Here is a 24311-nt window from a genome sequence, read left to right on the forward strand (position 1 = left end):
TGAAAAAAGGGTATTCCAATTTTAATTTGGAGTACCCTTTTTGGATGAAATGATTTTCTTCTAGTTACCACTTGTGTATGTCCCTCTTTCCGGCATCATGACACCATTTTCAGTTCGAAAGTAAAGTGGCAATCCTTCCGCAAAAAACATACTTACCTTGGACGGATCTTGCCTTTGATGATGAATATGTAAATGCGGCTCACTTGAACTTCCTGAGTTACCGACTTGAGCAAGAAATTCTCCTTCATTTACATGTTGTCCTTCTCTCACATTAATTGATCCTTTCTTTAAATGGGCAAGAATTAAAAATGTGCCCGTTTCATCTAGTCGTAAATAAATATGATTCCCAGCCATTGACTGAAAATTATCCGATCCCGGAACTAAATCTTGTTCATTATTATTAATTGATACAACCGTCCCAGAAGCTGGTGCCATTACTTTCGCTCCATATATTCCGTAATCCTCTAACTTACTACTTTTCACTTCAGCAGGTGGAATGAGAATATCATATGCCCACCTTTCATTTGGTTTTATAACGTGATAGTTCATTTCTAACCGATCACCACCCCAACCTATTAATGCTCGCTCATTCAAAGGAAAACGAACTACTGCTTTAGGACTCATAGATTGTATATCTGCTGGATAAGCAATTCTACCTATATTAGCAAACCAACCGACAGGCCAAGCTCCAATGATAGAAAACAGAATGATTAAAAATAGCGTTCTATCTATCCGCTTTCTAAAAATGCCTTTCCAAAAAAATATTATTACTGATCCTACCAAGAGGAAAACTGAAATAAAACTAAAAGCCTGTATACTCCACCAAACAAAAACTGATGTAACACCATTAGCTACATAAACTAAGATCCAACTTATAATTAAAAAAGAAACTATAATTACTAATAAAAATGCCTTCCACATGTCGCGTCCCTACTCTCATATCCTTTTTCTCAATGATACAAAGTAAAAATTACGACATATAAAAGAAATACTTACGACTTTCTTACTTTTTTATACTGCGGTAATTTCACAGTAAAAACTGTTTCTTTATCGTTACTACGTACAGTGATATCCCCTTGATGGAGATCGGCTATACTTTTTGAAATTGCAAGTCCTATTCCTTTCCCGCCCGTATGAGAACTACGTGATTTTTCACTACGATAAAATTTCTCAAAAACGTAAGGAAGGTCCTCTTTCGGAATGCATTGTCCAAAATTTTTAATTTCTACTTCAACATTCATTGTTTTATTGGAAATTTCAATTGCAATTTCCTTTCCATCTTTTCCATACATAATACTATTACCTATTACATTTTCAAATAGTCTCACTATAAGTGCTACATCAACTTCTACATGCAGCACTTCATCACTTTTAATATAAAAGCTCATATTAGCATCATCTAATTGTGGTACAAAGTCAATCATGATTTGTTCAATTAATGCTTTCATATCTACTTCATCTTTATGTAATTCAATCTCTCTATAATTTATTTGACAGTATTCTAATAAATCATCTACTTGATTTTTTAATTCATAACTTTTTCGCTTTAATATACTTACATACTGTTCACATTCTTCACCATTCGAATGAAGTTTATTTCCTAACAGATCCGCATAACCAATTAAAGATGTTACTGGCGTTCGTAAATCATGAGAAATATTACTAATCATTTCATTTTTCATTTCCTGTGATTTTTTTTCATTCTCGATAGACTCTTTTAAGCTTTTCGCCATTCTATTAACATTTGCCGCTAGTTCACCAATCTCATCGCTTTTCGAAATAGGTATATGTATTTCAAAATTACCTTCACTTATTTCTTTCACGTTCTTGTTAATTTGAGACAACCTTTTCATCAGCGTTTTTGTCATGAATGCAAAGTATGTTGTAGTAAAAATCAAAAAAACTATAAAATATAAAAATGAATATTTTTCCTCTAAAACATTAACCTGACTATATATATTTCCAACTAAAATTTGAAACACTATTATACTTACAGTCGCTAACAAGATGCTACATATGAATGCGATAAAAAACCTAGCTCTAATGCCTTGTAATGATTTAATCTTCAATTTTATATCCGACTCCCCAAACATTTTGAATAAACTTCGGTTCTTTTGGATTCTCTTCAATTTTATTTCTCAATCTTGCAATATGAACCATTACTGTATTATTACTTTCATAGGCTCTTTCGTTCCAAACGCTCTCATATATTTCTTCAATTGTGAACACACGATTCCTTGCAGCTGCCATTAAGTGAAAAATATCATATTCAGTTTTCGTAAGATTGATTCTTTCTCCATATAACATTACTGTTCTCGACACTTCATCTATTTCTAAACCTCTAATATTTATTTTCTTTTCCATTACTTGGGGAGCATTTTGATTGAAATATGTATACCTTCTTAATTGAGCTTTCACTCTTGCGATAAATTCAATTGTACTGAACGGCTTCACAATATAATCATCTGCCCCAGTACTAAATCCAATTACCTTATCTACATCCGATGATTTCGCGCTTAAAAACATAATTGGTAAACTATGTTTTTCTCTAATCCTTCTACAAAGTTCTATACCATCCATTTGAGGCATCATAATATCCAAAATAGCAAGTTGAATACTGTTATTATTTATTATTTCTAAAGCCTCTTCTCCGTTATGAGCACTAAAAACTTTAAAACCTTCTTGTTTTAAATTCACATTAATAAATTGAATAATATCTTTATCGTCATCTACAATTAATATCGAATTTTTTTCCATTTCCAAACCTCTTTTTTGAAATATATTCCACATCTAAGTTTATCATAAATCAAATCTACCCTTACACCTTGAATAATCTTTATTTTCAGATTAAATTATATAATAACAAATACATTCTATTTTCATGTGAAAAGGAGCGAAAATATGTTTCCTTTATTAAAAACTGAAAGACTTATTTTAAGAGAACTTACCGAAGAAGATGCACCGCGTATACTACAATGCTTTTCTAATACTAATGTACTGCGCTATTATGGCCAAAAACCGTTACAAGATGTTGATCAAGTGAAACAAATCATTCATAATTTTAAGTTGAGTTACAATGCAAGAAACGGTATAAAATGGGGAATCGAATTAAAAGACAAGAAAGAACTCATCGGTACCATTGGTTTTCACGATTGGTCTTCTGAGCATAAACGAGCCAATATAAGTTATGCCTTTTTGCCTGAACACTGGGGAAAAGGATATGCGACTGAAGCTGTTTCTGAGGTTATATCATACGGTTTCCATACGATTCATTTAAAGCGGATTGGGGCAATTGTATTTCTTGAAAATGAAGCTTCCAATAAAGTGCTATTAAAACTAGGTTTTGAAAAAGAAGGAGTTCTAAAAAATTATATGTATCAAGATGACATTCCCTATGATACGAATTTTTATTCTTTATTAAAATCGGTTTAGTAGAATACATGTGTAAAAAACTTGTTTCAGTACAACAGTTATAGGTAGCGAATTTTTAATGACGGATGCGAAGTACTATACATTATAAAACATTAAAAAAGGGCTGTGAGTAAGCTTTTACTCATAGCCCTTTTTTATGTTCTTTTTCTGTTTTCGCAATGCTTTTGGTACGTATACGCAGAAAGGCTCACTTTCCATATAATCCCCCGTCATTGCATATGCTCTAGAACGAGATCCCCCACAAACATATCGAAACTCACAAACACCACACTTTCCCTTATACTTGTCAGGATTACGAAGATTTTGAAAAACAGGGGAGTTTCGATAGATTTCAGCTAGCGAATTTGTTCTAATATTCCCGGTTTTAATCGTCAATACCCCACTTGGATATGTTTCTCGGTATAAAGTTAAGAAATTAGGAATTTTTCATTACTCTAAAAATACGCTATTTAACTGAAGACTATTAAATTAAGTTTCTTAAAATTATATTTTTAAAGTCTTTCAACATCATTACCTCTTTTCTAAAACCATAAAGAACGTACTATCTGGTAGCGTAACAGCATTCCCAGACTCATCTGTAAACTCGATTTTCTCGCTAAGATGGTTTGTATATCCATCCTGCAAATAGTTCATAGCTTGAACGATATTTACTTTATCTCCAAAGATACCCTTTACGAAGTCCTTATAGTCGTTTGGCGTAAAAATTCCAAACTGCTCCTGCACTTCATGAACAAAGGAATCCTCACCCCAAGTATACGTATATAAGAACTCCATTGCATCATTAACAGGCATTTTGACTGTATTGTCTGCAAGTACCTCATACTGGATTATACGCCCCTTAAATTCTTGGACATACTGCTCTAAGAACTTCATTCCGCCTGCATCTTTAAAACGAATCACCCGCATTAACCTTTTATCTTCGGTCATGATGCCATCACGAATGATAATACGGCCTCCTGGCTTTAACACCTCATAAGCACTCTGCAGCCCCTTTTTAATTACTTCATGATTAAATTTCCTACCTTCATACTCGATATAAGAGAACAGCTCATGAAGGATAGAAGAATATACAATCGTATCAACCGATTCTTTTTCAAATGAGCTGCTTAAATTGATTGCATCCCCTTTAATGACGTTCCAAGAACGCCCCTCGTTCTGCTTCTTCTTTTTCAACGTATCAATCACGTTTTCGGAAATATCGATACCGTAGATTCGTTTATCCTCGGTCTCTTCTTCAATCATGTCTAGCATGACACCACCACCGGCTCCGACATCTACAATCGTATCTCCCTTTATATAATCAAGAATAATTCGTTTATCATCAGCCGAGCTATTCATATGCTCCAGATACACTTCTTCGTTATGGAATCTATCATATGCATCCTTTCGTAACCCGAAGAAATCAAACAGCAGCACATTTGCCCGAGCATGCATCATATCTATCTTTTCTGCCTCTACACAGAAGGTAATTAACGCCTCACCTACAGCAGAAAACCGAAACGACACATACGCAGTCTTCATATCTTCATCGACTTTAACCTGAAAAGAAACATGCGTTGTATTCGGTTTCTCGTTCTCACGGTACTCCCGTAGATACTTCTCAATAACTCGCTTACGATACACGTTGTCCTTTTTTTCGCCTTTGAAATCATAATGTAGCTGCTGCATCAATTTCTCGAAATGTATATGCTGAACTTTTCTAGTGCCTATCTCATTCTTTAACATAACAAAAACTGTCCAAATATCCTCAAAGCTAAGAGCATGCATAGAAGGTTCTACATACCACAAATCCTTATTAGATAGGAATGTTTGAACGTCACTCTTCTCGCTCCCCATAATTATATCTTTTTCAAATGCTGACTCCTTATGTTTTGGCGTGAGTCTATGTATACGAGAAGTAAATGGCTCCATATAACCATCAAACAGACCATCAATTGTAATCTTCACATCGTTCTTCACTTCACTCCACAAAGCTTTTGATACGCCCTCAATAATGCATTGGTTAAGATAGTATAGAATCTCCTTTAACCTAACGTCTCCGTATTCTTCTTTATATGTGTTAATTAAATCAACATGAGAGTCCAAACGAGCCTCCCCGCGTATATACTGCCCGATTAATCCATGTGTTCTAATTAAATCTTGAATAAACAAATACTCAGTAGAGTTTAAGTTTGTCTCTACACGTTCAATAAACTGAATATCACTAAAGATATCAGCAGAACCCTCGTTATGTACCAATAGATTAATCCCTTTTTTCTTCCATTGCTCCCGCTGTTTTAAAGATCCTACCTTTGCAAGCTCACTATACGTTAGTACCTTTTCAATAATACGATATGCTTCTTCATCTAAAGACAGTCCATCCAACACTTGCAGCGTACGGTGTACATAGTACAACACCGCATCTGTTTTTAATGCACCAAGTACTTGTACATTCTCATAATTTTGATGTATCTCCTCTGCCTCAATTAGATGCTTTAACCACGTAGGGATTGAAACAGAACTCCCTTCAATATATGTATTTAGAACTTCAATGCTTTTCAACTTATTTCCCCCCATATATAATCAATATCGGTAGTAAGATCTAGTACACCTTCTCCAAAAAGAGCATCACCTTATGTCCCTTCTCCTAAATACTACTACTTGCTTTTTACCATCTACATCTCTTTCGAATAAAAATGTATCAAACCCAGTCTTTTTATCGTGTAAAAGAGAGTTATAAATTCCGTTACTACCACGCCAAGGTTGTAACATATTTTTTGTTGATCTCTTATTTTAACTTCATTAGGAATTTCGGAAGATCACCTCTTAAATTGATAAACATATGTTGTGACAGAATCAACTGAAAATGGAAACGGCAAGCGGGTGCACTCCACTTACCGTTTTTTCATAGCTTAGTATGTATTTGAATTTCTTTTGCTTTCTCTTTTTCACCCTTCACGCGTACAATTAAATCATATGATCCGGATTTTGAAGCTTCAAAAGAAAGCAAACCTTCTTTTTGAGAAGTGATTTCTTCTTCATAAATAACCTTATCATCTTTTGTAACTTGTAATAAAATCGTACCTTCTTCAACAGCTGCTTCATAAGGGATTTCCACATTTCCTTTTTCAGCTTTAAGTGTTTGTACATCGTAATACCCTTGCAGAGAACCAATTTTTAAAGTCGTTTCGCCATTTTTTTGAACCTTTGTAACTTGTGTCGCTGTATTGCACGCGCTTAACAATACAACAAGAGTGAGAATCATAAATAAACGTAATGATTTCATAGAAATTCCCCTTTTTTATGTATATGTGAATTAAGATTCATTCTTTAACTATTTCAAAAACACCAACACCTAAAAAGAATCACTGCTTTTCTTCAATTTCTTTTTTAAATAATTTTTGAAACTCTAATCATTAAAAACCCTACTTTTTCTTACTTTAATTGTTTCTAAAATATAGAAAAGAACCCCTAAACCAAATATCTTTTCAGCATTAGAAATATTATTACCTAATTTAATAATAGGTACATTTAATCCGAATCTTTCGCTCCATTCCAAAGGCATATATCCTCTTTTACAGTTTATTAATATCCGGTTATCCATTGTACGAAAAGAAGTTTCGAAAAAATCAAATTCAACTTCTACTTCAGAAAGTCTTATCTCTTTTTCATTCATTAAAGAACCACGTACCATTCCAAATCCTTGTATCATATTTTCTTTAAACATACCTACACAATTATAATTTGAGTCATAAATAGCCCAATCATAGTTTTCAACTTCACTATGAAAATATGCAAGAGTTTCCCCATCCTTTGCTTCCAATCCAATAACTTGCTTGTTTTTTAAAAAAGGTAATTTTGAAGAAATTATATCAGTTGAAACCATAGTTGTTCCTACTATATAGGCCCCATCGGGAGTATATAAACCGTAATGTTTATTATTTTGAGGTAATTCTAGTAAAACATAAGTATCAATATCCCAAAACTTCAAATCATTTTTAGCTATATTCTCTTCTAATAAGTTCCCTTTTCTTAATTGCCAAAATCCAATCCCCCCCAAAACAAACGAAGCTATAACCATAAATATTATTTCTCCCCAATTAACATCACCCCAACTATTATACAGACAATATAATCCAAAGAGAAAAATCCCTGTCCCAATTAAACACTTAAACCGCCCCCTTTTTTTATAATACTCAAATAATTCCACACAAACACCTCTATCAATTCATCTTAATACCCCAAATTACCTTTTAAGTATACCAAGGACAAAATATATAACCTAATATTTTTTTATATAATTAAAAACAAACATAGTTACAGAAAGAAAATGCTTGTATGCTGATCTGTACTACATTCCCTTATTCCTTGTATGCTATATTTCTATTCTTCTCTTTACTTAAACAAACTGCTCAATATTATTTGTTGCAACTTCTTATGAATGTGTAACTACAATTTTGCACTTCTCTTCTTTATATGCTAGGAACACCACCAAAGGATTTCCCGGTCCTCTGTAAAAAAAACCTTACTTTTAAAAAGTAAGGTTTTTTGTATTTATTCATTAGCAATATAAGCATTCTTATAAGTATAAATACCACCAAATTGATGCTTTTCAATTCCTTTTACATAATCCTTTTGTACATATGCTGAGCCAATATGATAAAGCGGCGCCACCGCAGCATCTTCTAATAATACCTGCTCGGCTTCTCGCAACGCTTTCCATCGATTTTCCGTATCTAGTACAAAATCCGTTTTCGCTTTCTTTATTAATTCATCGTAACGAACATTAGAATAATTCATTTTATTATTCGGATTCCCTGTCGTAAATAACTCTAAATAACTAATTGGGTCTTTATAGTCAGGTCCCCAATTTGCCATAGTTATATCGTAATCACCTATTTGTTCTAACTGTAATTTTTGCTTAAATGGCTGTTGTTTAATTTGTATCGTTAACCCTTGCAAATTCTTCTCTAAATCACCTTTTATATATTCTGCCATACGTATTGCGTTATCTTGTTCGAACGTTAAGAACTCTAGGTTTACTTGTTCTACCCCAAGCTCTTTTTTCGCTTCTTCCCAAAGTTTTTTCGCATTTTGCAAATCATATGAGGAAATATCTCCATTTTCTTTTCTAAAATCTTTACCAGTCACTTCATTTACATGACCAACTGGTACAAGTCCACTTGCAGGTTTTGCTCCGTTATTAATAAAGTGAGCAACGAAATCATCTTTATTTAACGCTAATGAAATAGATTGACGCACCTTTTTATTTGCTAACGCGTTATTTTTTTCATTAAAACGAAGCATAGCAATTCCAGGATCACTCGACATATGTAATTCCTTATTCCCTTTATACTTGTCTACAACTTGCGAATTAATAGGTACTCGATCTAAATCTCCGGCTTCATATAAATTTACAGCTGTCATTGTATCCTTTACGATATGAAAGTTTATTTCGTCTAATTTCACTTTCTTTCGATCCCAATATGTAGCATTCTTCTTTAATTGAAACTCTTGTTCATGCTTCCATTTTTCTAATACAAATGGACCGTTATATATGAGATTACTAGGTTCCAATGCATAATTGTTTCCTTGTTCGTTCAAAAATGATTCATGCTGTGGTAAGTATATAGGTAGTGCTAACAACTGTAAAAAATACGGAACTGGCTGTTCGAGTTCAACTTCTAACATATAATTATTTATTGCTTTAACCCCAAGTGCATCAAGAGGCATTGTTCCCTTATTAATCTCTTTCGCATTCTTCACATAAAAGAGCATGTATGCATATTGAGATGCCGTTTCAGGATTAATTGCACGTTTCCATGCAAATATAAAATCATTTGCTGTCACACTGTCTCCATTTGACCATTTTGCATCTTTACGCAAATCAAATGTATATTTCTTACCATCTTCACTTCTTTTAAACGATCTTGCTACTGCTGGAATAGGCTGATCTTGATCATTTAATACATATAACCCCTCAAATATATTCTGCATAACGTGGGCTGATGTACCATCCATTGTTTTCGCAGTGTCCAGAGAAGGAATTTCTTCTGATACTGTTACATTTAACACTTGTTTTTTAACCTCTGTATCACTTTTATTCGCTTTATTATTACAAGCTGTTAATAATAAAGATGTAACAAGTGCCATTACCATTAAATGGCTCTTTTTTCGCTTCATGAGTTGTTCTCCTTAAATATAAAATATTATAAAGCGTAATATATTATAGCAGAAATACTAACAGAAAGATGCGACATTCTTTTGAATATTTATTCGTTCAAGAAAAAAGCTATCCTTTTAAAAGGATAGCTTTTTCAACTGCCACATAATTATCTATCTTTGCAAACCTCGTTTATAACGACTTGCTTCAAATATAATACGCTCTTCATCTAACGTTTTACATTCGCCATTCCAAACGACATGTTTTCCGTTAATAATTACATCGCTTATATCTTTTCCACTCGCAGCATATACAAGGTGTGATAACACTTCATCCGCTGGTTGTAAATGCGGCTTATTAGACGGGTCAATCGTAATAAAATCCGCACACTTACCAGCTTCTAGTGACCCTGTTTGTTTCATCCCGATTACTTCCGCAGCTCCTTTTGTCGCAAGAGAAAGAGCTGTTTCAACTGGTAATGCTGTTGCATCTTGGTGAATACCTTTTTGTAATAAAGTCGCTATGCGCATTTCTTCAAACATGTCTAAATTATTGTTAGATGCAACACTATCTGTTGCAATTCCTACTTTTATTCCTGCTTCTAGCATCGCTTTTACATTCGCTATACCAGAACCTAGTTTTAAATTACTATTTGGGTTATGTGCTACTCGAACATCATGTTCTGCTAAAAATGCACGCTCATCATCATTTAATACTACACCGTGTGCAATAACTGTTGGGCGTTTAAACAATCCGCAGCTCGCTGCATATTCTACTGGACGTTTTCCATATTGTGCTTCAATATCACGTACTTCACGCTCTGTTTCAGAAAGATGGATATGAACCATCGTTTGATTCTCTACTGCAATCCGTGCGCACTCTTCTAACAATTCTGTACTACATGTATATGGACTATGTGGTGCAACCATCGTAGTTAACATGTCACTTTCGTTATAGTAACGCTTCACATATTTCTCAGCTTCTTCAATCGCTTTCTTTTCATCGTCTTTCGTTCCGAAGCTAAATAAAGTCCTTGAAACAGCAGCTCGCATCCCGCTCCTTGATACCGTTTCCATAATTGCGTCTTGATCTACTCCAATTGGATTAAACATGTCAGAGAATGATGTTGTACCACTTTTCACCATCTCAAGTAATCCTAATTCCGTACTAGCGACCGCAATTTGGGGAGTAAATTGACTTTCCAGTGGCCAAATTCTCGTCTCAAGCCATGGCTGTAATAACATATCATCTCCAATACCTCTTAGGAGACTCATTACAACGTGTGTATGTGTATTTACAAGCCCTGGTAAAACCCACTTTCCTTTCATGTCAATTACTTCATCTACTTCAAATTCATTAGCGAATTCTCCGCTCTTTACATCTATAATTTGATCATTCTCTACAATGATATATCCATTTTCTATCACTTCGTTTTGTTCATTCATCGTTACAATTGTAGCGTTTACATAAGTTGTTTTCAAAAGTATTTCCCCTTTCAACTCTATGAAGTTCCCTTTAATAAGTTACCACCATTATAGTAACTTATTAAAGATTAAGAGTCAAAAGATAATTTTAATTCTTTCGTTATTTTTCCCTTCAAAATGTTATATTGCTTTTCATTTGTATCTGCAAATGCTTCTTCCCGATTTGACTTTTCATCCATATAATTCAATTTCCCATTGAATTGAGTCTCTGTAAAATCAAATCTCTGCCCATCTATAAAGTTATAAAAGTGCCATACCTCTCTTACTTTTGTCTTTTTAATTTCTCCTCCGTATATGTCTTGAACGACAAGAGCTGTAACACCACATTGTCCCTTTGCTGGGTTTTCAATTGTCCACTTTGAACTCGTTTCAATCGACCACGATTTTATTAGTGCTTCATATATTCTTTTTTCCTTTACATCATCCATTCTAATCTTCCCCTACTATTAATAGTTTTACACATCATATTTCAAAAGAGGCAGTACACGACCCTTAAAGACAGTTGATGGTGTCTCTCCTATTAACTGTGCTCCCATTTTCAAGTAATATCCTTTTGCATTCGGATCACTATCAATTGTAAAACTTTTTAATCCTAGTTCATTGGCTTTTTCTATTACATACTCCCAAAGTATTTTCCCGTAACCTTTTCCTTTGTAATGAGGATGAATGTACAAGAAATCGAGAGCTTTATCATTACGTAAAAATGAGAAAAAACCAATCTTCGCATTATCGTTTACTAAAACATATACAAAATTATTTTTTATGTACTCTTCCGTAATTGTTAAATCTTCCTTACAAGCAAGTATGAATTCTTCACTATAATTCCACGTTGCTTTTGAATGCAGTGCGAGTTCACTTAATTCATTTGCTTCACTTAATAATGCTTCTCTTATCTTCATGATTCTTTTTCCTCACTTTCAATATGTACACTACTAAATTGATTCGGAAAGCACTTCAAAAAAACCTTTAATTTCCATAAAATAGAAATTGATTTTATAAATCTTTATTATAATCAGTACGATTTTCAACAATTTTTTTAAAGAAAAAGAACGCCATCCCTAAAAGTTGGCGTTCTCTTTTTCTAAAATTTAATCTTCAAGCTCACTCATTCGTTTTACTATTTCGTACGATACAAACCTATACAGTTTCTACTACCGCTTCAAGCATTGTTCCATTTTTAGCATAGTTCGTATGCCAAGAAAAAGCTTTTTCTAAAATATGAGGAGTTTGTCCACCTCTTATTTTTGCTTCTTCGTAATAAGCTCGTAGCTGTTCACGATACATTGGATGTGCGCAATTCTCAATAATAAGTTCCACTCTTTCTCTTGGCGCAAGTCCCCTTAAGTCGGCATATCCCTGTTCAGTGACGATAACATCTACATCATGTTCAGTATGGTCTACATGAGAAACGAAAGGAACGATACTTGAAATGTTACCACCTTTCGCAATCGATTTAGTAACAAAGATAGCTAGGCGAGCATTTCTTGCAAAATCACCAGACCCACCAATACCATTCATCATTTTTGTACCTAAAACGTGAGTAGAGTTAACATTTCCGTATATATCTAATTCTAATGCAGTATTAATTGAGATTAATCCAAGGCGACGAATAATTTCAGGATGATTGGAAATCTCTTGTGGACGCATCATTAATTTGTCACGATATTTTTCAAAGTTAGAAAATACTTGTTGCATTTTCTCTTCAGAAAGCGTGATAGAACAACAAGAAGCAAAATTGACTTTTCCAGCATCCATAAGATCAAAAACTGCATCTTGTAAAACCTCGGAATATACTTCTAAATCTTCAAATTCTGAATCTAACATTCCATGCAATACGGCGTTAGCCACTGAACCAATTCCTGATTGTAACGGCGCTAAACGATTTGTTAATCGGCCTACTTTGACTTCTTCTCGAAGGAATTCTATTAAATGCTGTGCCATAATAACAGTTTCTTCATCCGGAGGAACAATTGTCGATGGCGAATCCAATTGATTCGTAAACACAATTCCCTTTACTTTTTCAGGATCAATTGGAATACCGATTGTTCCAATTCGGTCATCTGTTTTCACAAGCGGAATTGGAAGCCTCTCCCCTTGTTTACCTGGTTCATATAGATCATGTAGCCCCTCTAATTGCGCGGATTGAGCCATATTCATTTCAATAATAATAGACTTAGCATTTAAGGAAAACGCTAAGGAATTTCCAATTGAAGTGGTTGGAATAATCATTCCGTCCTCTGTAATCGCAACCGCTTCCAAAATAGCGAAATCTATATCCAGAACGTCAGCACGGAGTAACTCTGCTGTATGAGACAAGTGTTGATCCACAAATAAAAAGTCTCCGTTATTAATTCCTTTTCGCATAGTAGCGTCAGCTTGGAAAGGTAATCTTTTCCCTAAAATTCCTGCCTCAGCAAATAATTTGTCTACATCCGATCCTAAAGAAGCCCCAGTATAAACATTTACTTTAAAAGATTCATCATTCTTAACTCGGTTTACAAGCGCAAATGGGACTGCTTTTACATCACCTGCACGTGTAAACCCACTTAAGCCTAAAGTCATTCCACTTTGAATCCAGGAAGCTGCTTCTTCAGGTGTAACTACCCGATTTTTTAGACGTTGATCTCTGATTCTATCTAAATTGTTCTCCATATGTAATCCCTCTCTCATTGAATATTCATAATTATTTTACACATTAACACTATCAAAATAGGGATTTTAGTATACAATGCCGAAAATTCAGACAGAACAGCAAATCTAGGTTCTAAAGCAGAAAAATTTAGAATCCTAGAAGTTTACGGAAATAACTAGCGTATGATTGACTAACTGGTACTCTCTCACCATTATCCATCGAAAGTACAAAAGTAGAATGGGTATCAGGATAAATCGCTTTAATATGATTAACATTTACAATAAACGAACGGTGACATCTAATAAATGAATCTTTCGGAAGCAAGTATTCGAATTCTTGCAGAGAGTATTTATGTGTTCCTGATAACTCTTCTGAATTCACATACGTCTTTTTATCTTTAGCCTCTAAATACATAACCTTTGAAAAAGGAACCGGAATCCAGCCGTCTGTTGTTTTTAAAGTAACAACTGACTTTCCATCCGTTAAAGCTGGATAAATTGCCGTCACGCACCCTTCAAGCTTTCCATTGTTTGAAAATGGTACAGCCATTCCATGATAAGGAATACCAAAAACATCTCGATTCATAAACTCAGATGTTTTTTGATTCATCACCATCGCTTTATGAGCAATCGTTCCTTCCTTTATAGGATCCCCGACACTAATCTTTAAATCAATTCGTTTACTTGGCCGATAGTAAATATATTCTTTCGTATTCGAAACAGCAATTGAAATTTCATCTGAAAATAGTTCCCCAACAACATCTAGTAATAAACCTAACGTTCTATCTTCCATTCTATTAACACCTCATTCACTATTATACTACTATTATGAACGAGCATCTGTTGCTTTATAAAAAGTTTAATTTTAAATTACTTTTAAAATTAGTTTTATTCACTATTACTTCGTTACTACAAAAAACCTCACTTCAGAAAAGTGAGGTTTCCTCTCATACAATATTTTTTTATTTTTTATTAAGTAAAGTGAATTTAAGAATTTATTGCCCCTATTTCTGTATAATAAATAATCCCAAACTACAAACAGTTTGGGATTATCTTTCTCATTTATTATGCGCATCTAACCACGAAATTAAATCTTTAAATACTTCATCCTTATTTACTTCATGAAACATTTCATGTCTACCATTTTCATATAAACGTAGTGTCACGTCTTTCACACCACATTTTTTATAGTTTTCATATACTTCTTTTACACCTTTCCCCATATCGCCAACAGGATCACGATCACCAGAGAATATATGTATTGGAAGATTCTTTGGCGTCTTCTTGTATTCTTCTAGTTTATTTACTTCTAATACACCAGAAAATAATTCTCGGTAAAAACTCGTCGTACAAATGAAACCACATAACGGATCCGCAATATATTTATCAACTTGATTATTATCTGAAGATAACCAATCAAATTTTGTACGATTTGGCTTAAAGTTCGAATTGAAGTTTCCGAAAGATAAAAAGTTTAACATTGGACTTTTCGTTTTTGCCCCACGCAATTTCATTTCGATTGTTGCTACTTTATGACCAATAGCTCCTAAAAGCCCTGGATTTCCACCTGTTCCTGAAATCAGAAATCCATCATATAATTCGCCTCTAAGTTGTACAGCACGTCTTGATAAAAAAGAACCCATACTATGTCCAAGTAAAAACAAAGGACTTGACTGCTCTTCTTTTATCTTTTCTGAAACAAAGATAACATCCGATACAACTTGATTCCAGCCTATATTTGGTTCAAAATGACCATAATCTTCTTCTTTTTTTACTGTTTTCCCATGTCCTTTATGATCATGCGCATAAACACCATACCCTGCTTCCAATAAAGCATCTACAAATTCTGTATACACCCCTGCATGCTCTGTCATGCCATGTGCAATTTGAATAATTCCTCTCGGATCTCCTTCTGGTAGCCACTTACGCAAATAAATTTCCGATCCATCCAATGCCGTAACGAAACTTTCCTGTACATTCATTTCGTCAGCCCCCAACTCTATTATGTATAGCTTTAAGAAAATGAATATCCATTCACTTTTCTTATTTTATATTATATGTAATTGCTTTCATTATGACAAATGATGTATTTTTCAGACTTGCTTTTAAACTAATTTCTTGACGAACCCAAAATAAAATTATATAGTTACTTACATAAAGTAACTATATAATTTTTAGGAGGTTCCTACTATTATGATGCCATCATTATTTTTAGCACATGGTTCGCCTATGCTCGCTATTCAAGATACAGACTATACACGATTTTTAAAAACACTTGGAGAAACATATAAACCGAAAGCAATTGTTATTTTCACTGCTCATTGGGAAAGTGAAGTATTAACGATTTCCTCATCAGATAACGAGTATGAAACAATTTATGATTTTGGAGGTTTTCCCCCTGAGTTATACGAAATCAAATATCGTGCGAAAGGCTCTTCTCATATTGCATCTATTTTAGAAACAAAATTTAAGAACAAAGGTATTTCAGTCCATCATAATATGACGAGAGGTTTAGATCATGGTTCATGGACACTCCTGCACCGCATGTATCCAGAAGCAAATATTCCTGTCGTGCAAATATCAGTCAATCCATTCCTTTCTGCAAAAGAACAATTTGAAATTGGAGAAGCACTTAAAGGACTCGGACAAGAAGATATTTTAGTAATCGGGAGTGGCGTTACCGTTCATAATTTACGAGCACTGAAATGGAATCAAACTACACCTGAAAAATGGGCAATTGAATTTGATGATTGGATTATTAAACATATGCAGAATAACGATAAAGATGCATTGTTTAATTGGGAGAAAAATGCTCCTCATGCACAATTAGCAGTACCAAGAGCAGAACATTTTGTTCCTTTATTTATCGCTATGGGAAGTGGTGAAAATAGCGGTGAAGTCATTCACCGTAGTTACGAGCTTGGTACATTAAGTTATCTTTGTGTTCGATTTTAAAGAAAAGGATGAAGCACATGCTGCTTCATCCTTTTTCTTTTTCATTCACTTAGTTAACTAACTTCCAAATGTCGGTTCTCTGATACCTCTTCGTTCTTATTATGAAAATAAACCCAAATACACGCAATAAATAATAGTGAAGATGTAGAGAGGAAAACATATTGGAAACCTGCATGCGCTGCAATTTGTCCCCCGAGCACTGGACCAATCATATTTCCTAAAAACTGAAATGATTGATTATATCCAAATATTCGTCCCGTAACATGGGTTGGTGTATGTTGTTTTAGTAGAGTTTGTACGGAAGGTAATAATCCTGCTTGTGCGATACCTAATAAAAATCGAAGAATTAATAGTTGCCAAGCTGACGTTACAAATGCTTGCGGGATAAAAATAATTCCTGCAGCAAATAACGCTACAACTAACGTTTTTTGAGGACCGATATGATCTGATAATCTTCCTAGTCTTGGTGCTGCCAAAATAACTGCTAATCCTGTCGCTGACATAACTGCACCCGCAATTGTTTCAATATGTGCAGTATGAGGACCTACTAAATTTTTCACGTACAATGTAACAATTGGTTGAACTGACATATTAGCAAGTTGAATAATAAATGTTGTTACAAATAAACTAATAATTAAATGCTTCGCTGGGACCATCGTCCATACTTTTTTCGGCTGTGTTTTTTTTGCTTGAGCAGAGTGATTTTCTTCATGCAGGAAGAAAAAAACGATGAGAAAGGAAAGGAATAAAAAAGCTCCCGTAACAAGAAAGACATGACGCATTCCAATTAACTCAGACAAATAACCGCCAAGTAACGGGCCAAGTAACGAACCGCTCACACCACCAGTTGAAATTGTGGAAATCGCCCAACCTGAATGTTCTTTCGGAGTTTCTGCTGCAATAAATGTCATCGCTGTTGAAAGGAAACCAGATACTGCTCCCATTAAAAATCTTAGTGCGACTAGTTGATACACATCCGTTACAAACCCCATAAGCGTCATAATAATCGCCATACCGAGGCTAGCACGAATAAGCATCAATTTCCGTCCATGTATATCACCAAGCTTTCCCCATATTGGCGATACGATCGCACCCATTAAAAATGTTACACCAAATGCAAGTCCCGACCACTGTGCAATGCTTGAAGTGCCAGTTACTCCTAATTCCTCAATATAAAAAGATAAGAAAGGAATTACTAAACTCATACCGGCTGCAGTGGTAAAACAACCTAGCCAACAAATCATTAAATTCCGTTTCCAGCTGGCCATTTTCACACCTTCTTTCTTTAGATACCCATTCTACACCCTTTCTTGTAAAAAGTTTAGTAATTTGCTTTATATGCAAGATTTACTACAAAACCCGCTATTTTCTAGTAAAAAACACTACATCTCTACATCATTTTCATAATAAAACCAACTCCTCTATATGAAGTTGGTTACTTATTATCTATCGGTATTAAACGAGCATTACAATTTCTCTCGTAAAACTCAATGGGACCTGCTTGTCCAATAATCGCATATTCATATCCATCTTGCTTCATATTATATAAACAATGATGCAATAATTCTTTTCCTACACCTTTCACACGATTTTGTTTCGCTATGCCCATTGGACCAAACAAGCCTTTCTTTCCTCTCACTACATCGTAACAGGCGAAACCAACTATTACTTCCTCCTGCTGTGCAATATAGATAGGTAACTTTTCGTTATATGTCCGAAATCCATAATCAACCGACTGTAACCACCGTTCACCAAATTCATCCACTACAAATCGTGATAACTTATCAAAATCAGAAGGACTAACTCTTCTTACATGACAAAATAATGTATTATAAATAGATTTAAAACTATTTAAATCAACCGCTAAGTCTCTCGGTGCAGCTGTAATACGTAATATATCTTCTTGCATTTGTGTATGTATAAATCCACCAATATTTGTATCTACATGAAATAATGCATACATAACATGTCCTTCATTTACTACTACTTGCTGAAAGCGTTCCATACGTTTCTGCGCTATTTGTAAAATTTCTATCGCCTTATAAGATAGTTTATATTGCCCTATTTTTTTATACTCTTGATTATGTAAATCGAATTGTTTTCGTAACGAAAGTTTTTCTAAAAAATCTGGACCGACTTTGTGAAACAAATACATAAATAACTCAGCGCAAACTCCTGTACCTTCTTTACACATACCTATAAACAGATGGACTGGGTGAATTATGTTATACTCACTCTCTTTTGCTGCAATCTCCAATATTTTATGCACACGTTTTGTAAATTGAAATTCCTCCATATGTGTTTCCATCCTCTACTAATTTACTAACAAACCGTAACCATAAATAATTGAAACAATTACACCCACTACCAATATACCTGGAAGTAAATTTGCCACCTTGATTTTAATAATACTAAGCAAGTTCAATCCAATAGCAGATATCATAATGCCGCCCGTAGCCGTCATCTCCACTATAAATTGGTTCATTAATTCTTTCGGGACAAAACTATTAATTTGTGTTGCAAAAACTGCAATACCACCTTCATATAAAACAACTGGAATTGCCGAAAATACTACGCCAATTCCTAGAGTTGTCGTTAATATAATAGAAATAAATCCATCGATAATCGCCTTTGTAAATAAAATATCATGATTTCCGCGAATCCCACTGTCAAGTGCACCAAGTATCCCCATCGCGCCAATTGCAAAAATTAAAGTAGCTGTTACAAAACCTTCTGATATGCTACCTTTCCCTTTCGATCCAACTTTATTTTCTAGCCAATCCCCTAAATGTTTTAACTTTTCTTCTAATTGTAACCATTCTCCAATTACCGTACCAATCACTAAACTCAGTATGACAACAAGAAAGTTTTCACTTTTTAATGCCATTTGAAGCCCAAGCACAGTAACCGCTAAACCGATTGCGTGCATTATCGTCCCTTTCATACTTTCTGGAATCCTACTAAATAATTTACCAAGTAAAGTACCAAATATAATACAAATTCCATTTACAACTGCTCCTAATATAACCATTTCTCATTCTTCACCCTTCGAATTCTTTATTTCTATATTTTGGTTTATACATTGATTTACAGGTTATCTATATGTTAACTTAATATTGAGAATATTAACAAATGTTTTCCACTACATAACCCGCTATTTTTTGTAACTTTAATTACCTCTAATAGATTCAGTGTTAATTTAATTGCGGGATAATATTAAAAGGGAAGGTATATATGAAAACTTTACTAAAACGATTTTTGTTAATAGCCTTTTTCATTACACCGATTGTTTTATTAATCAATTACTCTTTTATTTCAAAAGCAAAAGACAAACCCGATTTGCAAAACAAATCTAGTAAAACCGCTTCAAAAAGCGAAAAGAAAATAGAAGACCAAGAAATCACACTCACCTTCTCTGGTGATACAATGTTTGATTGGCAATTACGTCCTATAATCGAAAAGAATGGGGCTGATTACCCATTCCAACATGTAAAAGAAGAAATAAAAAAAGCTGATATTTCTTTTGTGAATTTAGAGTCGGCATTTACAACGAAAGAAAAGAAAGCACCTGGGCAACTGTTTTGGATTAAAAGTGATCCATCTACACTACAAGCTATTAAAAACACTGGATATGACATCGTAAATATTGGGAATAACCACACACTTGATTATGGGCAAGATGGATTATTAGATACGATTTCTCACGTAGAAAAATTAAAGTTCCCTTACATTGGAGCCGGAAAAAATGCGAAAGATGCATATACAGCACGAGAAATGACCGTAAAAGGGAAAAAGTTTAAATTTCTTTCCTTCGTTCGATTTATGCCTGATTCTAATTGGGTAGCTGGTGAGAATAAACCTGGCGTTGCGAATGGCTATGATTTAAATCTTGTAACAAAAACAATTAAAGAACAAAAGAAAGATGCAGACTATTTAATCGTCTATATGCATTGGGGCGTTGAAAAATCAAATCGTCCGGTAGAATACCAAAAGCAATATGTACCTAAAATGGTTGAAGCAGGAGCTAACGCAATTATCGGGAGCCATCCACATTGGTTACAAGGGTTTGAGTATTATAATAAAGTTCCTATCGCTTACTCATTAGGTAACTTTTTATTCCCGAGTTATGTGAATGGGAAAAGCGCTGAAACTGGCGTATTAACTTTAACTTTTAAAGGAAAGGATGTCCAAATGTCATTCAATCCTTATATCATTCGCAACAACCAAGTTTCCCCTGTAAATGAAGGAGAAAAGAAAAAAGCTCTTCAATATTTACAAACAATTTCAACTGATGTAGAAATTGATGATACAGGGAAAATAAAAAACAAACGAAACTAGACAGCTCAAGATCTATTTCTCTGTAATATACTTTACAGAATAGGTGATAAACATGCTGAAAGAGTTATTAGAAAATATAAACCTCTTAGAAAACATCTATAAAATGTCTATAGCAATCCTGCTTTTATGTTCCTTTTATTCTGTGAGACTATTTAAAAAAATAAAGCGAGAGAGAAATCTTACTCCTTTTGAATTTACAATGTATGTAATCATTCGTATTGCGATACTCTTTTGGTTAGCTAGCTTTATTCTTCTTGAATTTAATGAGTACCTAGTTTAACTATAAAAAAGATAGAACAAGCACTATATTCCCTCGCTTGTATCTATCTTTTTTATTTACATTCTAACTCTTTCCTTCTATTAAATAAGCAAATCAAACAAAACAGGGTTTTTATTAAGTTCCATAAATTGAATATTATTTTCTTTAAAGCGAGTAATTAATTGCTCATAATCTTCTTTATGTTTTAATTCTACGCCGACTAATGCTGGACCATTTTCTTTATTATGTTTCTTAATATACTCAAAGCGCGTAATGTCATCTTCTGGTCCTAATCCTTTATCAAGAAATTCTCTTAGCGCACCTGAACGCTGCGGAAATTCAATGATAAAGTAATGTTTCAGTCCTTCATAAATGAGCGAACGCTCTTTCATTTCTTGCATTCTATCAATATCATTATTTCCACCACTTAGCGTACATACAACTGTTTTACCTTTTATTTCATCTCTATATAAATCAAGCGCTGCAATAGAGAGTGCACCAGCCGGTTCAGCTACAATCGCATTTTTCTTATACAGTTCTAAAATCGTCGTACAAACTTTCCCCTCTGGTACTAAAATAATATCGTCAATTACATCTTTACAAGTTTCAAATGTTAACTTTCCTACTTTTTTAACAGCTGCCCCATCAACAAAGCTATCTATTTTCTCCAATGCTACATTTTCATTTTGAAGAAAAGCCTCTTTCATAGATGCAGCTCCCATTGGCTCTACACCAATAACCTTTGTAGTAGGACTAACACCTTTTACATATGTACCAACTCCTGATGCTAATCCACCACCGCCAATTGCTGTAAAGATATAATCAACCGGTTTCTCCATATCATGCATAATTTCAACTGCCACTGTCCCTTGACCAGCAACTACATACGGATCATCAAACGGATGAACAAATGTCATTCTATTTTCTTCACAATAACACTGTGCTTCTTGGAAAGAGCTATCGAATGTATCACCAACTAATACAATCTCTGCGAAATCACCACCGAAAAATTGTACTTGTGATACTTTTTGTTTCGGTGTTGTTGTGGGCATAAATATTTTTGACGGAATCTTCAATAAATTACACGTGTAAGCAACTCCTTGCGCATGATTACCAGCACTTGCACAAACAACACCGTTTTGTAACTTTTCTTTCGGTAAACTTTGAATCAAATTGTATGCACCACGAATTTTGAAAGAGCGAATTAATTGTAAGTCTTCTCGTTTTACATAAACGTCACAATCATATTTCTCAGATAAAACTGTATCACGTTGTAACGGTGTTTTAATAACGATATCTTTCATGCAATTATGGGCCATTAAGATATCTTCAATTTTCACTCTCTCCTTTACCTTTTGCACCATTATATATCATCCTTATCTCTTTTAAATTGGCTCAATCAAAATGTGGGATTTTCAGAACAGCCCCTGTATTCGCCGATGTTACCATTTGTGCATAACGTCCAAGCCAGCCAGTTTTCACTTTTGGTTCTGGTCGTTTCCATTCTTTTTTACGCTTTTCTAATTCCTCATCACTCACCCTTACTTCTAGCAAGCGTTCTTCAACATCAATACATACAATATCCCCTTGTTCAAGAAGTGCAATCATCCCGCCCGCTGCTGCTTCTGGTGAAATATGTCCTACTGAAATTCCACGTGAAGCTCCAGAAAAACGTCCATCTGTTAATAATGCAACCTCAGCACCTAATCCCATTCCAGCAATTGCTGATGTTGGGGCTAACATTTCTGGCATACCAGGGCCACCTCTTGGTCCTTCATAACGAATGACAACTACATCTCCTTTTTTCACTTTCCCAAGCATAATGCCCGCAAGTGCCTCATCTTGTGAATTAAAAATAACGCAAGGCCCTTCAAAACGCTTTACCTCTGTTGCACCGCTTTTAATAACCGCTCCATCTTTAGCAAGATTTCCTTTTAATATACGTAAGCCCCCCTCTTCACTATGAGGGTTTTCGAGAGAGTGAATAACCTCCTTATCTTTAATCTCTGCCTCAGCGATATTTTCTCTTAATGTTTGCCCAGTAGCAGTTATTCGATCAAGATGAAGTACTCCTTCTTTCCGGCTCATCTCTTTCAAAATTGCACTAATCCCGCCCGCACGATCAATATCTTCCATATGCCAATTTGAGGCTGGACTTACTTTACATAAATGAGGTACACGTCTTGAAACTGCATCAATACGGTTCATATCATAATCTAGTCCTGCCTCTTGTGCGAGTGCTAGCGTATGTAATACTGTATTCGTTGATCCACCCATCGCCATATCAAGTGCAAAAGCATCGTCAATTGCTTCTTCTGTTACAATATCACGCGGCTTAATATCTCTTTCAATTAAAATTTTCAATTTCTCTGCTGCTTGTTTAATTAACTCTTCACGTCTTGGATCAATTGCTAAAATACTCCCGTTACCAGGAAGAGCTAAACCTAATACTTCACATAAACAATTCATAGAGTTCGCGGTAAACATACCCGAACAAGAGCCACAAGATGGACAGCCATGATCTTCAATATCTTTTAATTCTTCTTCTGAAATTTTCCCAGATTGATAAGCTCCTACCCCTTCAAAAACAGAGCTTAAATCAACAACTTCTCCTTTTGACGTTTTTCCAGCCGCCATCGGGCCGCCTGAAACAAACACAGTCGGAATATTAATACGTAGTGCAGCCATCATCATACCTGGTGTAATTTTGTCACAGTTTGGGATACAAATCATGCCGTCAAACCAGTGTGCATTTACAACCGTTTCTACTGAATCTGCAATAATTTCACGACTCGGAAGAGAATAACGCATACCGATATGTCCCATCGCAATACCATCGTCAACTCCAATTGTATTGAATTCGAATGGTACCATACCTGCCGCGCGAACTGCCTCTTTTACAAGTTTCCCAAACTCGTTCAAGTGTTTATGCCCTGGAATAATTTCAATAAAAGAATTACAAATCGCTATGAAAGGTTTATCAAAATCTTCATCTTTCAAACCAGTTGCTTTTAATAAACTACGGTGCGGTGCTTTATCAAAACCTTTTTTAATCATGTCACTTCTCATC

General features: G+C 34.6%; 22 protein-coding genes and 1 pseudogene. 4 read left to right on the top strand and 19 right to left on the bottom strand.

Annotated features, from left to right (window positions below; genetic code table 11):
• Positions 1 to 60 precede the first annotated feature (60 nt).
• The 3 genes from BLT20_RS13560 to BLT20_RS13570 all read right to left on the bottom strand — a co-directional run bounded on the left by BLT20_RS13560 (position 61) and on the right by BLT20_RS13570 (position 2757).
• Positions 61 to 921: a M23 family metallopeptidase gene (locus BLT20_RS13560; RefSeq protein ID WP_000265298.1), complete on the bottom strand. Its 861-nt coding sequence runs from the start codon at positions 919 to 921 to the stop codon at positions 61 to 63.
• Positions 922 to 992: 71 nt separating this feature from the next.
• Positions 993 to 2093: a sensor histidine kinase gene (locus tag BLT20_RS13565; protein WP_168403621.1), complete on the bottom strand. Its 1101-nt coding sequence runs from the start codon at positions 2091 to 2093 to the stop codon at positions 993 to 995.
• Positions 2059 to 2757 carry a response regulator transcription factor gene (locus BLT20_RS13570; protein WP_000414514.1) on the bottom strand — a complete coding sequence of 233 codons (699 nt, stop codon included), beginning with the start codon at positions 2755 to 2757 and terminating at the stop codon, positions 2059 to 2061. Before BLT20_RS13570 ends, BLT20_RS13565 begins: the two co-directional genes overlap by 35 nt.
• Positions 2758 to 2901: 144 nt before the next feature.
• Here BLT20_RS13570 and BLT20_RS13575 point away from each other — a divergent pair, with 144 nt between their 5' ends.
• Positions 2902 to 3432, top strand: coding sequence for a GNAT family N-acetyltransferase (locus tag BLT20_RS13575; RefSeq protein WP_000484221.1), 531 nt, complete (start codon positions 2902 to 2904; stop codon positions 3430 to 3432).
• Positions 3433 to 3549: 117 nt separating this feature from the next.
• Here the strand turns inward: BLT20_RS13575 and BLT20_RS13580 are convergent.
• From BLT20_RS13580 to BLT20_RS13635, 11 genes and pseudogenes are all read right to left on the bottom strand, one after another.
• Positions 3550 to 3825, bottom strand: a pseudogene (locus tag BLT20_RS13580) (SPASM domain-containing protein); the annotation flags it as partial.
• Between the two features lie 117 nt (positions 3826 to 3942).
• A complete protein-coding gene (locus BLT20_RS13585) occupies positions 3943 to 5988 on the bottom strand; it encodes a class I SAM-dependent methyltransferase (RefSeq protein WP_002025623.1) in 2046 nt (681 codons plus the stop codon).
• A gap of 328 nt (positions 5989 to 6316) precedes the next feature.
• Complete coding sequence (locus BLT20_RS13595; protein ID WP_000838922.1) at positions 6317 to 6697, bottom strand: BA_1872 family lipoprotein; 381 nt, start codon at positions 6695 to 6697, stop codon at positions 6317 to 6319.
• A gap of 123 nt (positions 6698 to 6820) precedes the next feature.
• Positions 6821 to 7621 (bottom strand): hypothetical protein, encoded by an 801-nt coding sequence (locus BLT20_RS13600; protein ID WP_013141891.1) that lies wholly within the window; start codon positions 7619 to 7621, stop codon positions 6821 to 6823.
• A 344-nt stretch (positions 7622 to 7965) separates the two neighbouring features.
• A complete protein-coding gene (locus BLT20_RS13605; RefSeq protein WP_000823512.1) occupies positions 7966 to 9594 on the bottom strand; it encodes a peptide ABC transporter substrate-binding protein in 1629 nt (542 codons plus the stop codon).
• Between the two features lie 153 nt (positions 9595 to 9747).
• The gene (locus BLT20_RS13610) at positions 9748 to 11073 is read right to left on the bottom strand and encodes a bifunctional S-methyl-5'-thioadenosine deaminase/S-adenosylhomocysteine deaminase (protein WP_002025625.1); all 1326 of its coding nucleotides are present in this window, start codon (positions 11071 to 11073) and stop codon (positions 9748 to 9750) included.
• 53 nt (positions 11074 to 11126) lie between these two features.
• A complete protein-coding gene (locus BLT20_RS13615) occupies positions 11127 to 11486 on the bottom strand; it encodes a YunG family protein (protein ID WP_000342907.1) in 360 nt (119 codons plus the stop codon).
• A gap of 27 nt (positions 11487 to 11513) precedes the next feature.
• The gene (locus BLT20_RS13620) at positions 11514 to 11957 is read right to left on the bottom strand and encodes a GNAT family N-acetyltransferase (protein WP_000701899.1); all 444 of its coding nucleotides are present in this window, start codon (positions 11955 to 11957) and stop codon (positions 11514 to 11516) included.
• Positions 11958 to 12195: 238 nt separating this feature from the next.
• The gene (locus tag BLT20_RS13625; RefSeq protein ID WP_000429832.1) at positions 12196 to 13710 is read right to left on the bottom strand and encodes an acetyl-CoA hydrolase/transferase family protein; all 1515 of its coding nucleotides are present in this window, start codon (positions 13708 to 13710) and stop codon (positions 12196 to 12198) included.
• Positions 13711 to 13837: 127 nt separating this feature from the next.
• Positions 13838 to 14482 carry a LytTR family DNA-binding domain-containing protein gene (locus BLT20_RS13630; protein WP_000390211.1) on the bottom strand — a complete coding sequence of 215 codons (645 nt, stop codon included), beginning with the start codon at positions 14480 to 14482 and terminating at the stop codon, positions 13838 to 13840.
• 265 nt (positions 14483 to 14747) lie between these two features.
• Positions 14748 to 15671 (bottom strand): alpha/beta hydrolase, encoded by a 924-nt coding sequence (locus tag BLT20_RS13635; protein WP_001102581.1) that lies wholly within the window; start codon positions 15669 to 15671, stop codon positions 14748 to 14750.
• Positions 15672 to 15882: 211 nt separating this feature from the next.
• On the opposite strand from BLT20_RS13635, the gene BLT20_RS13640 reads away from it, so the two are divergent.
• Positions 15883 to 16644, top strand: coding sequence for a DODA-type extradiol aromatic ring-opening family dioxygenase (locus BLT20_RS13640; RefSeq protein WP_000982900.1), 762 nt, complete (start codon positions 15883 to 15885; stop codon positions 16642 to 16644).
• Positions 16645 to 16697: 53 nt separating this feature from the next.
• Here the strand turns inward: BLT20_RS13640 and BLT20_RS13645 are convergent, their stop codons facing one another.
• The 3 genes from BLT20_RS13645 to BLT20_RS13655 all read right to left on the bottom strand — a co-directional run bounded on the left by BLT20_RS13645 (position 16698) and on the right by BLT20_RS13655 (position 19675).
• Positions 16698 to 17912, bottom strand: a complete 1215-nt coding sequence (locus BLT20_RS13645; RefSeq protein ID WP_000179304.1) for a multidrug efflux MFS transporter — start codon at positions 17910 to 17912, stop codon at positions 16698 to 16700.
• 167 nt (positions 17913 to 18079) lie between these two features.
• Positions 18080 to 18940, bottom strand: coding sequence for a GNAT family N-acetyltransferase (locus BLT20_RS13650; RefSeq protein ID WP_000390858.1), 861 nt, complete (start codon positions 18938 to 18940; stop codon positions 18080 to 18082).
• 18 nt (positions 18941 to 18958) lie between these two features.
• The gene (locus tag BLT20_RS13655; protein ID WP_000236030.1) at positions 18959 to 19675 is read right to left on the bottom strand and encodes a DUF554 domain-containing protein; all 717 of its coding nucleotides are present in this window, start codon (positions 19673 to 19675) and stop codon (positions 18959 to 18961) included.
• A gap of 203 nt (positions 19676 to 19878) precedes the next feature.
• Here BLT20_RS13655 and BLT20_RS13660 point away from each other — a divergent pair, with 203 nt between their 5' ends.
• Together BLT20_RS13660 and BLT20_RS13665 are read left to right on the top strand one after the other, a co-directional pair.
• On the top strand, positions 19879 to 20982 hold the full coding sequence (locus BLT20_RS13660) for a CapA family protein (protein WP_000854534.1): 1104 nt from the start codon (positions 19879 to 19881) through the stop codon (positions 20980 to 20982).
• A gap of 52 nt (positions 20983 to 21034) precedes the next feature.
• Complete coding sequence (locus BLT20_RS13665) at positions 21035 to 21262, top strand: hypothetical protein (protein WP_000910604.1); 228 nt, start codon at positions 21035 to 21037, stop codon at positions 21260 to 21262.
• An 80-nt stretch (positions 21263 to 21342) separates the two neighbouring features.
• Here the strand turns inward: BLT20_RS13665 and ilvA are convergent, their stop codons facing one another.
• Together ilvA and ilvD are read right to left on the bottom strand one after the other, a co-directional pair.
• Complete coding sequence (gene ilvA, locus BLT20_RS13670) at positions 21343 to 22605, bottom strand: threonine ammonia-lyase IlvA (RefSeq protein WP_000250327.1); 1263 nt, start codon at positions 22603 to 22605, stop codon at positions 21343 to 21345.
• Positions 22606 to 22636: 31 nt separating this feature from the next.
• A complete protein-coding gene (gene ilvD / locus BLT20_RS13675; RefSeq protein WP_001255814.1) occupies positions 22637 to 24310 on the bottom strand; it encodes a dihydroxy-acid dehydratase in 1674 nt (557 codons plus the stop codon).
• Between the last annotated feature and the right edge of the window lies 1 nt (position 24311).

The sequence above is a fragment of the Bacillus sp. cl96 genome (genome assembly GCF_900100505.1).
GTDB lineage: Bacteria > Bacillota > Bacilli > Bacillales > Bacillaceae_G > Bacillus_A > Bacillus_A cereus.

Excerpts from the sequence above, each read along its gene's own strand:
- BLT20_RS13660 (WP_000854534.1), top strand. The coding sequence starts at position 19,879 with ATGAAAACTTTACTAAAACGATTTTTGTTAATAGCCTTTTTCATTACA.
- BLT20_RS13605 (WP_000823512.1), bottom strand. The coding sequence starts at position 9,594 with ATGAAGCGAAAAAAGAGCCATTTAATGGTAATGGCACTTGTTACATCT.
- BLT20_RS13630 (WP_000390211.1), bottom strand. The coding sequence starts at position 14,482 with ATGGAAGATAGAACGTTAGGTTTATTACTAGATGTTGTTGGGGAACTA.
- BLT20_RS13570 (WP_000414514.1), bottom strand. The coding sequence starts at position 2,757 with ATGGAAAAAAATTCGATATTAATTGTAGATGACGATAAAGATATTATT.
- BLT20_RS13625 (WP_000429832.1), bottom strand. The coding sequence starts at position 13,710 with ATGGAGAACAATTTAGATAGAATCAGAGATCAACGTCTAAAAAATCGG.
- ilvD (WP_001255814.1), bottom strand. The coding sequence starts at position 24,310 with ATGAGAAGTGACATGATTAAAAAAGGTTTTGATAAAGCACCGCACCGT.
- BLT20_RS13655 (WP_000236030.1), bottom strand. The coding sequence starts at position 19,675 with ATGGTTATATTAGGAGCAGTTGTAAATGGAATTTGTATTATATTTGGT.
- BLT20_RS13640 (WP_000982900.1), top strand. The coding sequence starts at position 15,883 with ATGATGCCATCATTATTTTTAGCACATGGTTCGCCTATGCTCGCTATT.
- BLT20_RS13665 (WP_000910604.1), top strand. The coding sequence starts at position 21,035 with ATGCTGAAAGAGTTATTAGAAAATATAAACCTCTTAGAAAACATCTAT.
- BLT20_RS13585 (WP_002025623.1), bottom strand. The coding sequence starts at position 5,988 with ATGGGGGGAAATAAGTTGAAAAGCATTGAAGTTCTAAATACATATATT.
- BLT20_RS13560 (WP_000265298.1), bottom strand. The coding sequence starts at position 921 with ATGTGGAAGGCATTTTTATTAGTAATTATAGTTTCTTTTTTAATTATA.
- BLT20_RS13565 (WP_168403621.1), bottom strand. The coding sequence starts at position 2,093 with ATGTTTGGGGAGTCGGATATAAAATTGAAGATTAAATCATTACAAGGC.
- BLT20_RS13620 (WP_000701899.1), bottom strand. The coding sequence starts at position 11,957 with ATGAAGATAAGAGAAGCATTATTAAGTGAAGCAAATGAATTAAGTGAA.
- BLT20_RS13615 (WP_000342907.1), bottom strand. The coding sequence starts at position 11,486 with ATGGATGATGTAAAGGAAAAAAGAATATATGAAGCACTAATAAAATCG.
- BLT20_RS13635 (WP_001102581.1), bottom strand. The coding sequence starts at position 15,671 with ATGAATGTACAGGAAAGTTTCGTTACGGCATTGGATGGATCGGAAATT.
- BLT20_RS13645 (WP_000179304.1), bottom strand. The coding sequence starts at position 17,912 with ATGGCCAGCTGGAAACGGAATTTAATGATTTGTTGGCTAGGTTGTTTT.
- BLT20_RS13575 (WP_000484221.1), top strand. The coding sequence starts at position 2,902 with ATGTTTCCTTTATTAAAAACTGAAAGACTTATTTTAAGAGAACTTACC.
- BLT20_RS13650 (WP_000390858.1), bottom strand. The coding sequence starts at position 18,940 with ATGGAGGAATTTCAATTTACAAAACGTGTGCATAAAATATTGGAGATT.
- BLT20_RS13595 (WP_000838922.1), bottom strand. The coding sequence starts at position 6,697 with ATGAAATCATTACGTTTATTTATGATTCTCACTCTTGTTGTATTGTTA.
- ilvA (WP_000250327.1), bottom strand. The coding sequence starts at position 22,605 with ATGGTGCAAAAGGTAAAGGAGAGAGTGAAAATTGAAGATATCTTAATG.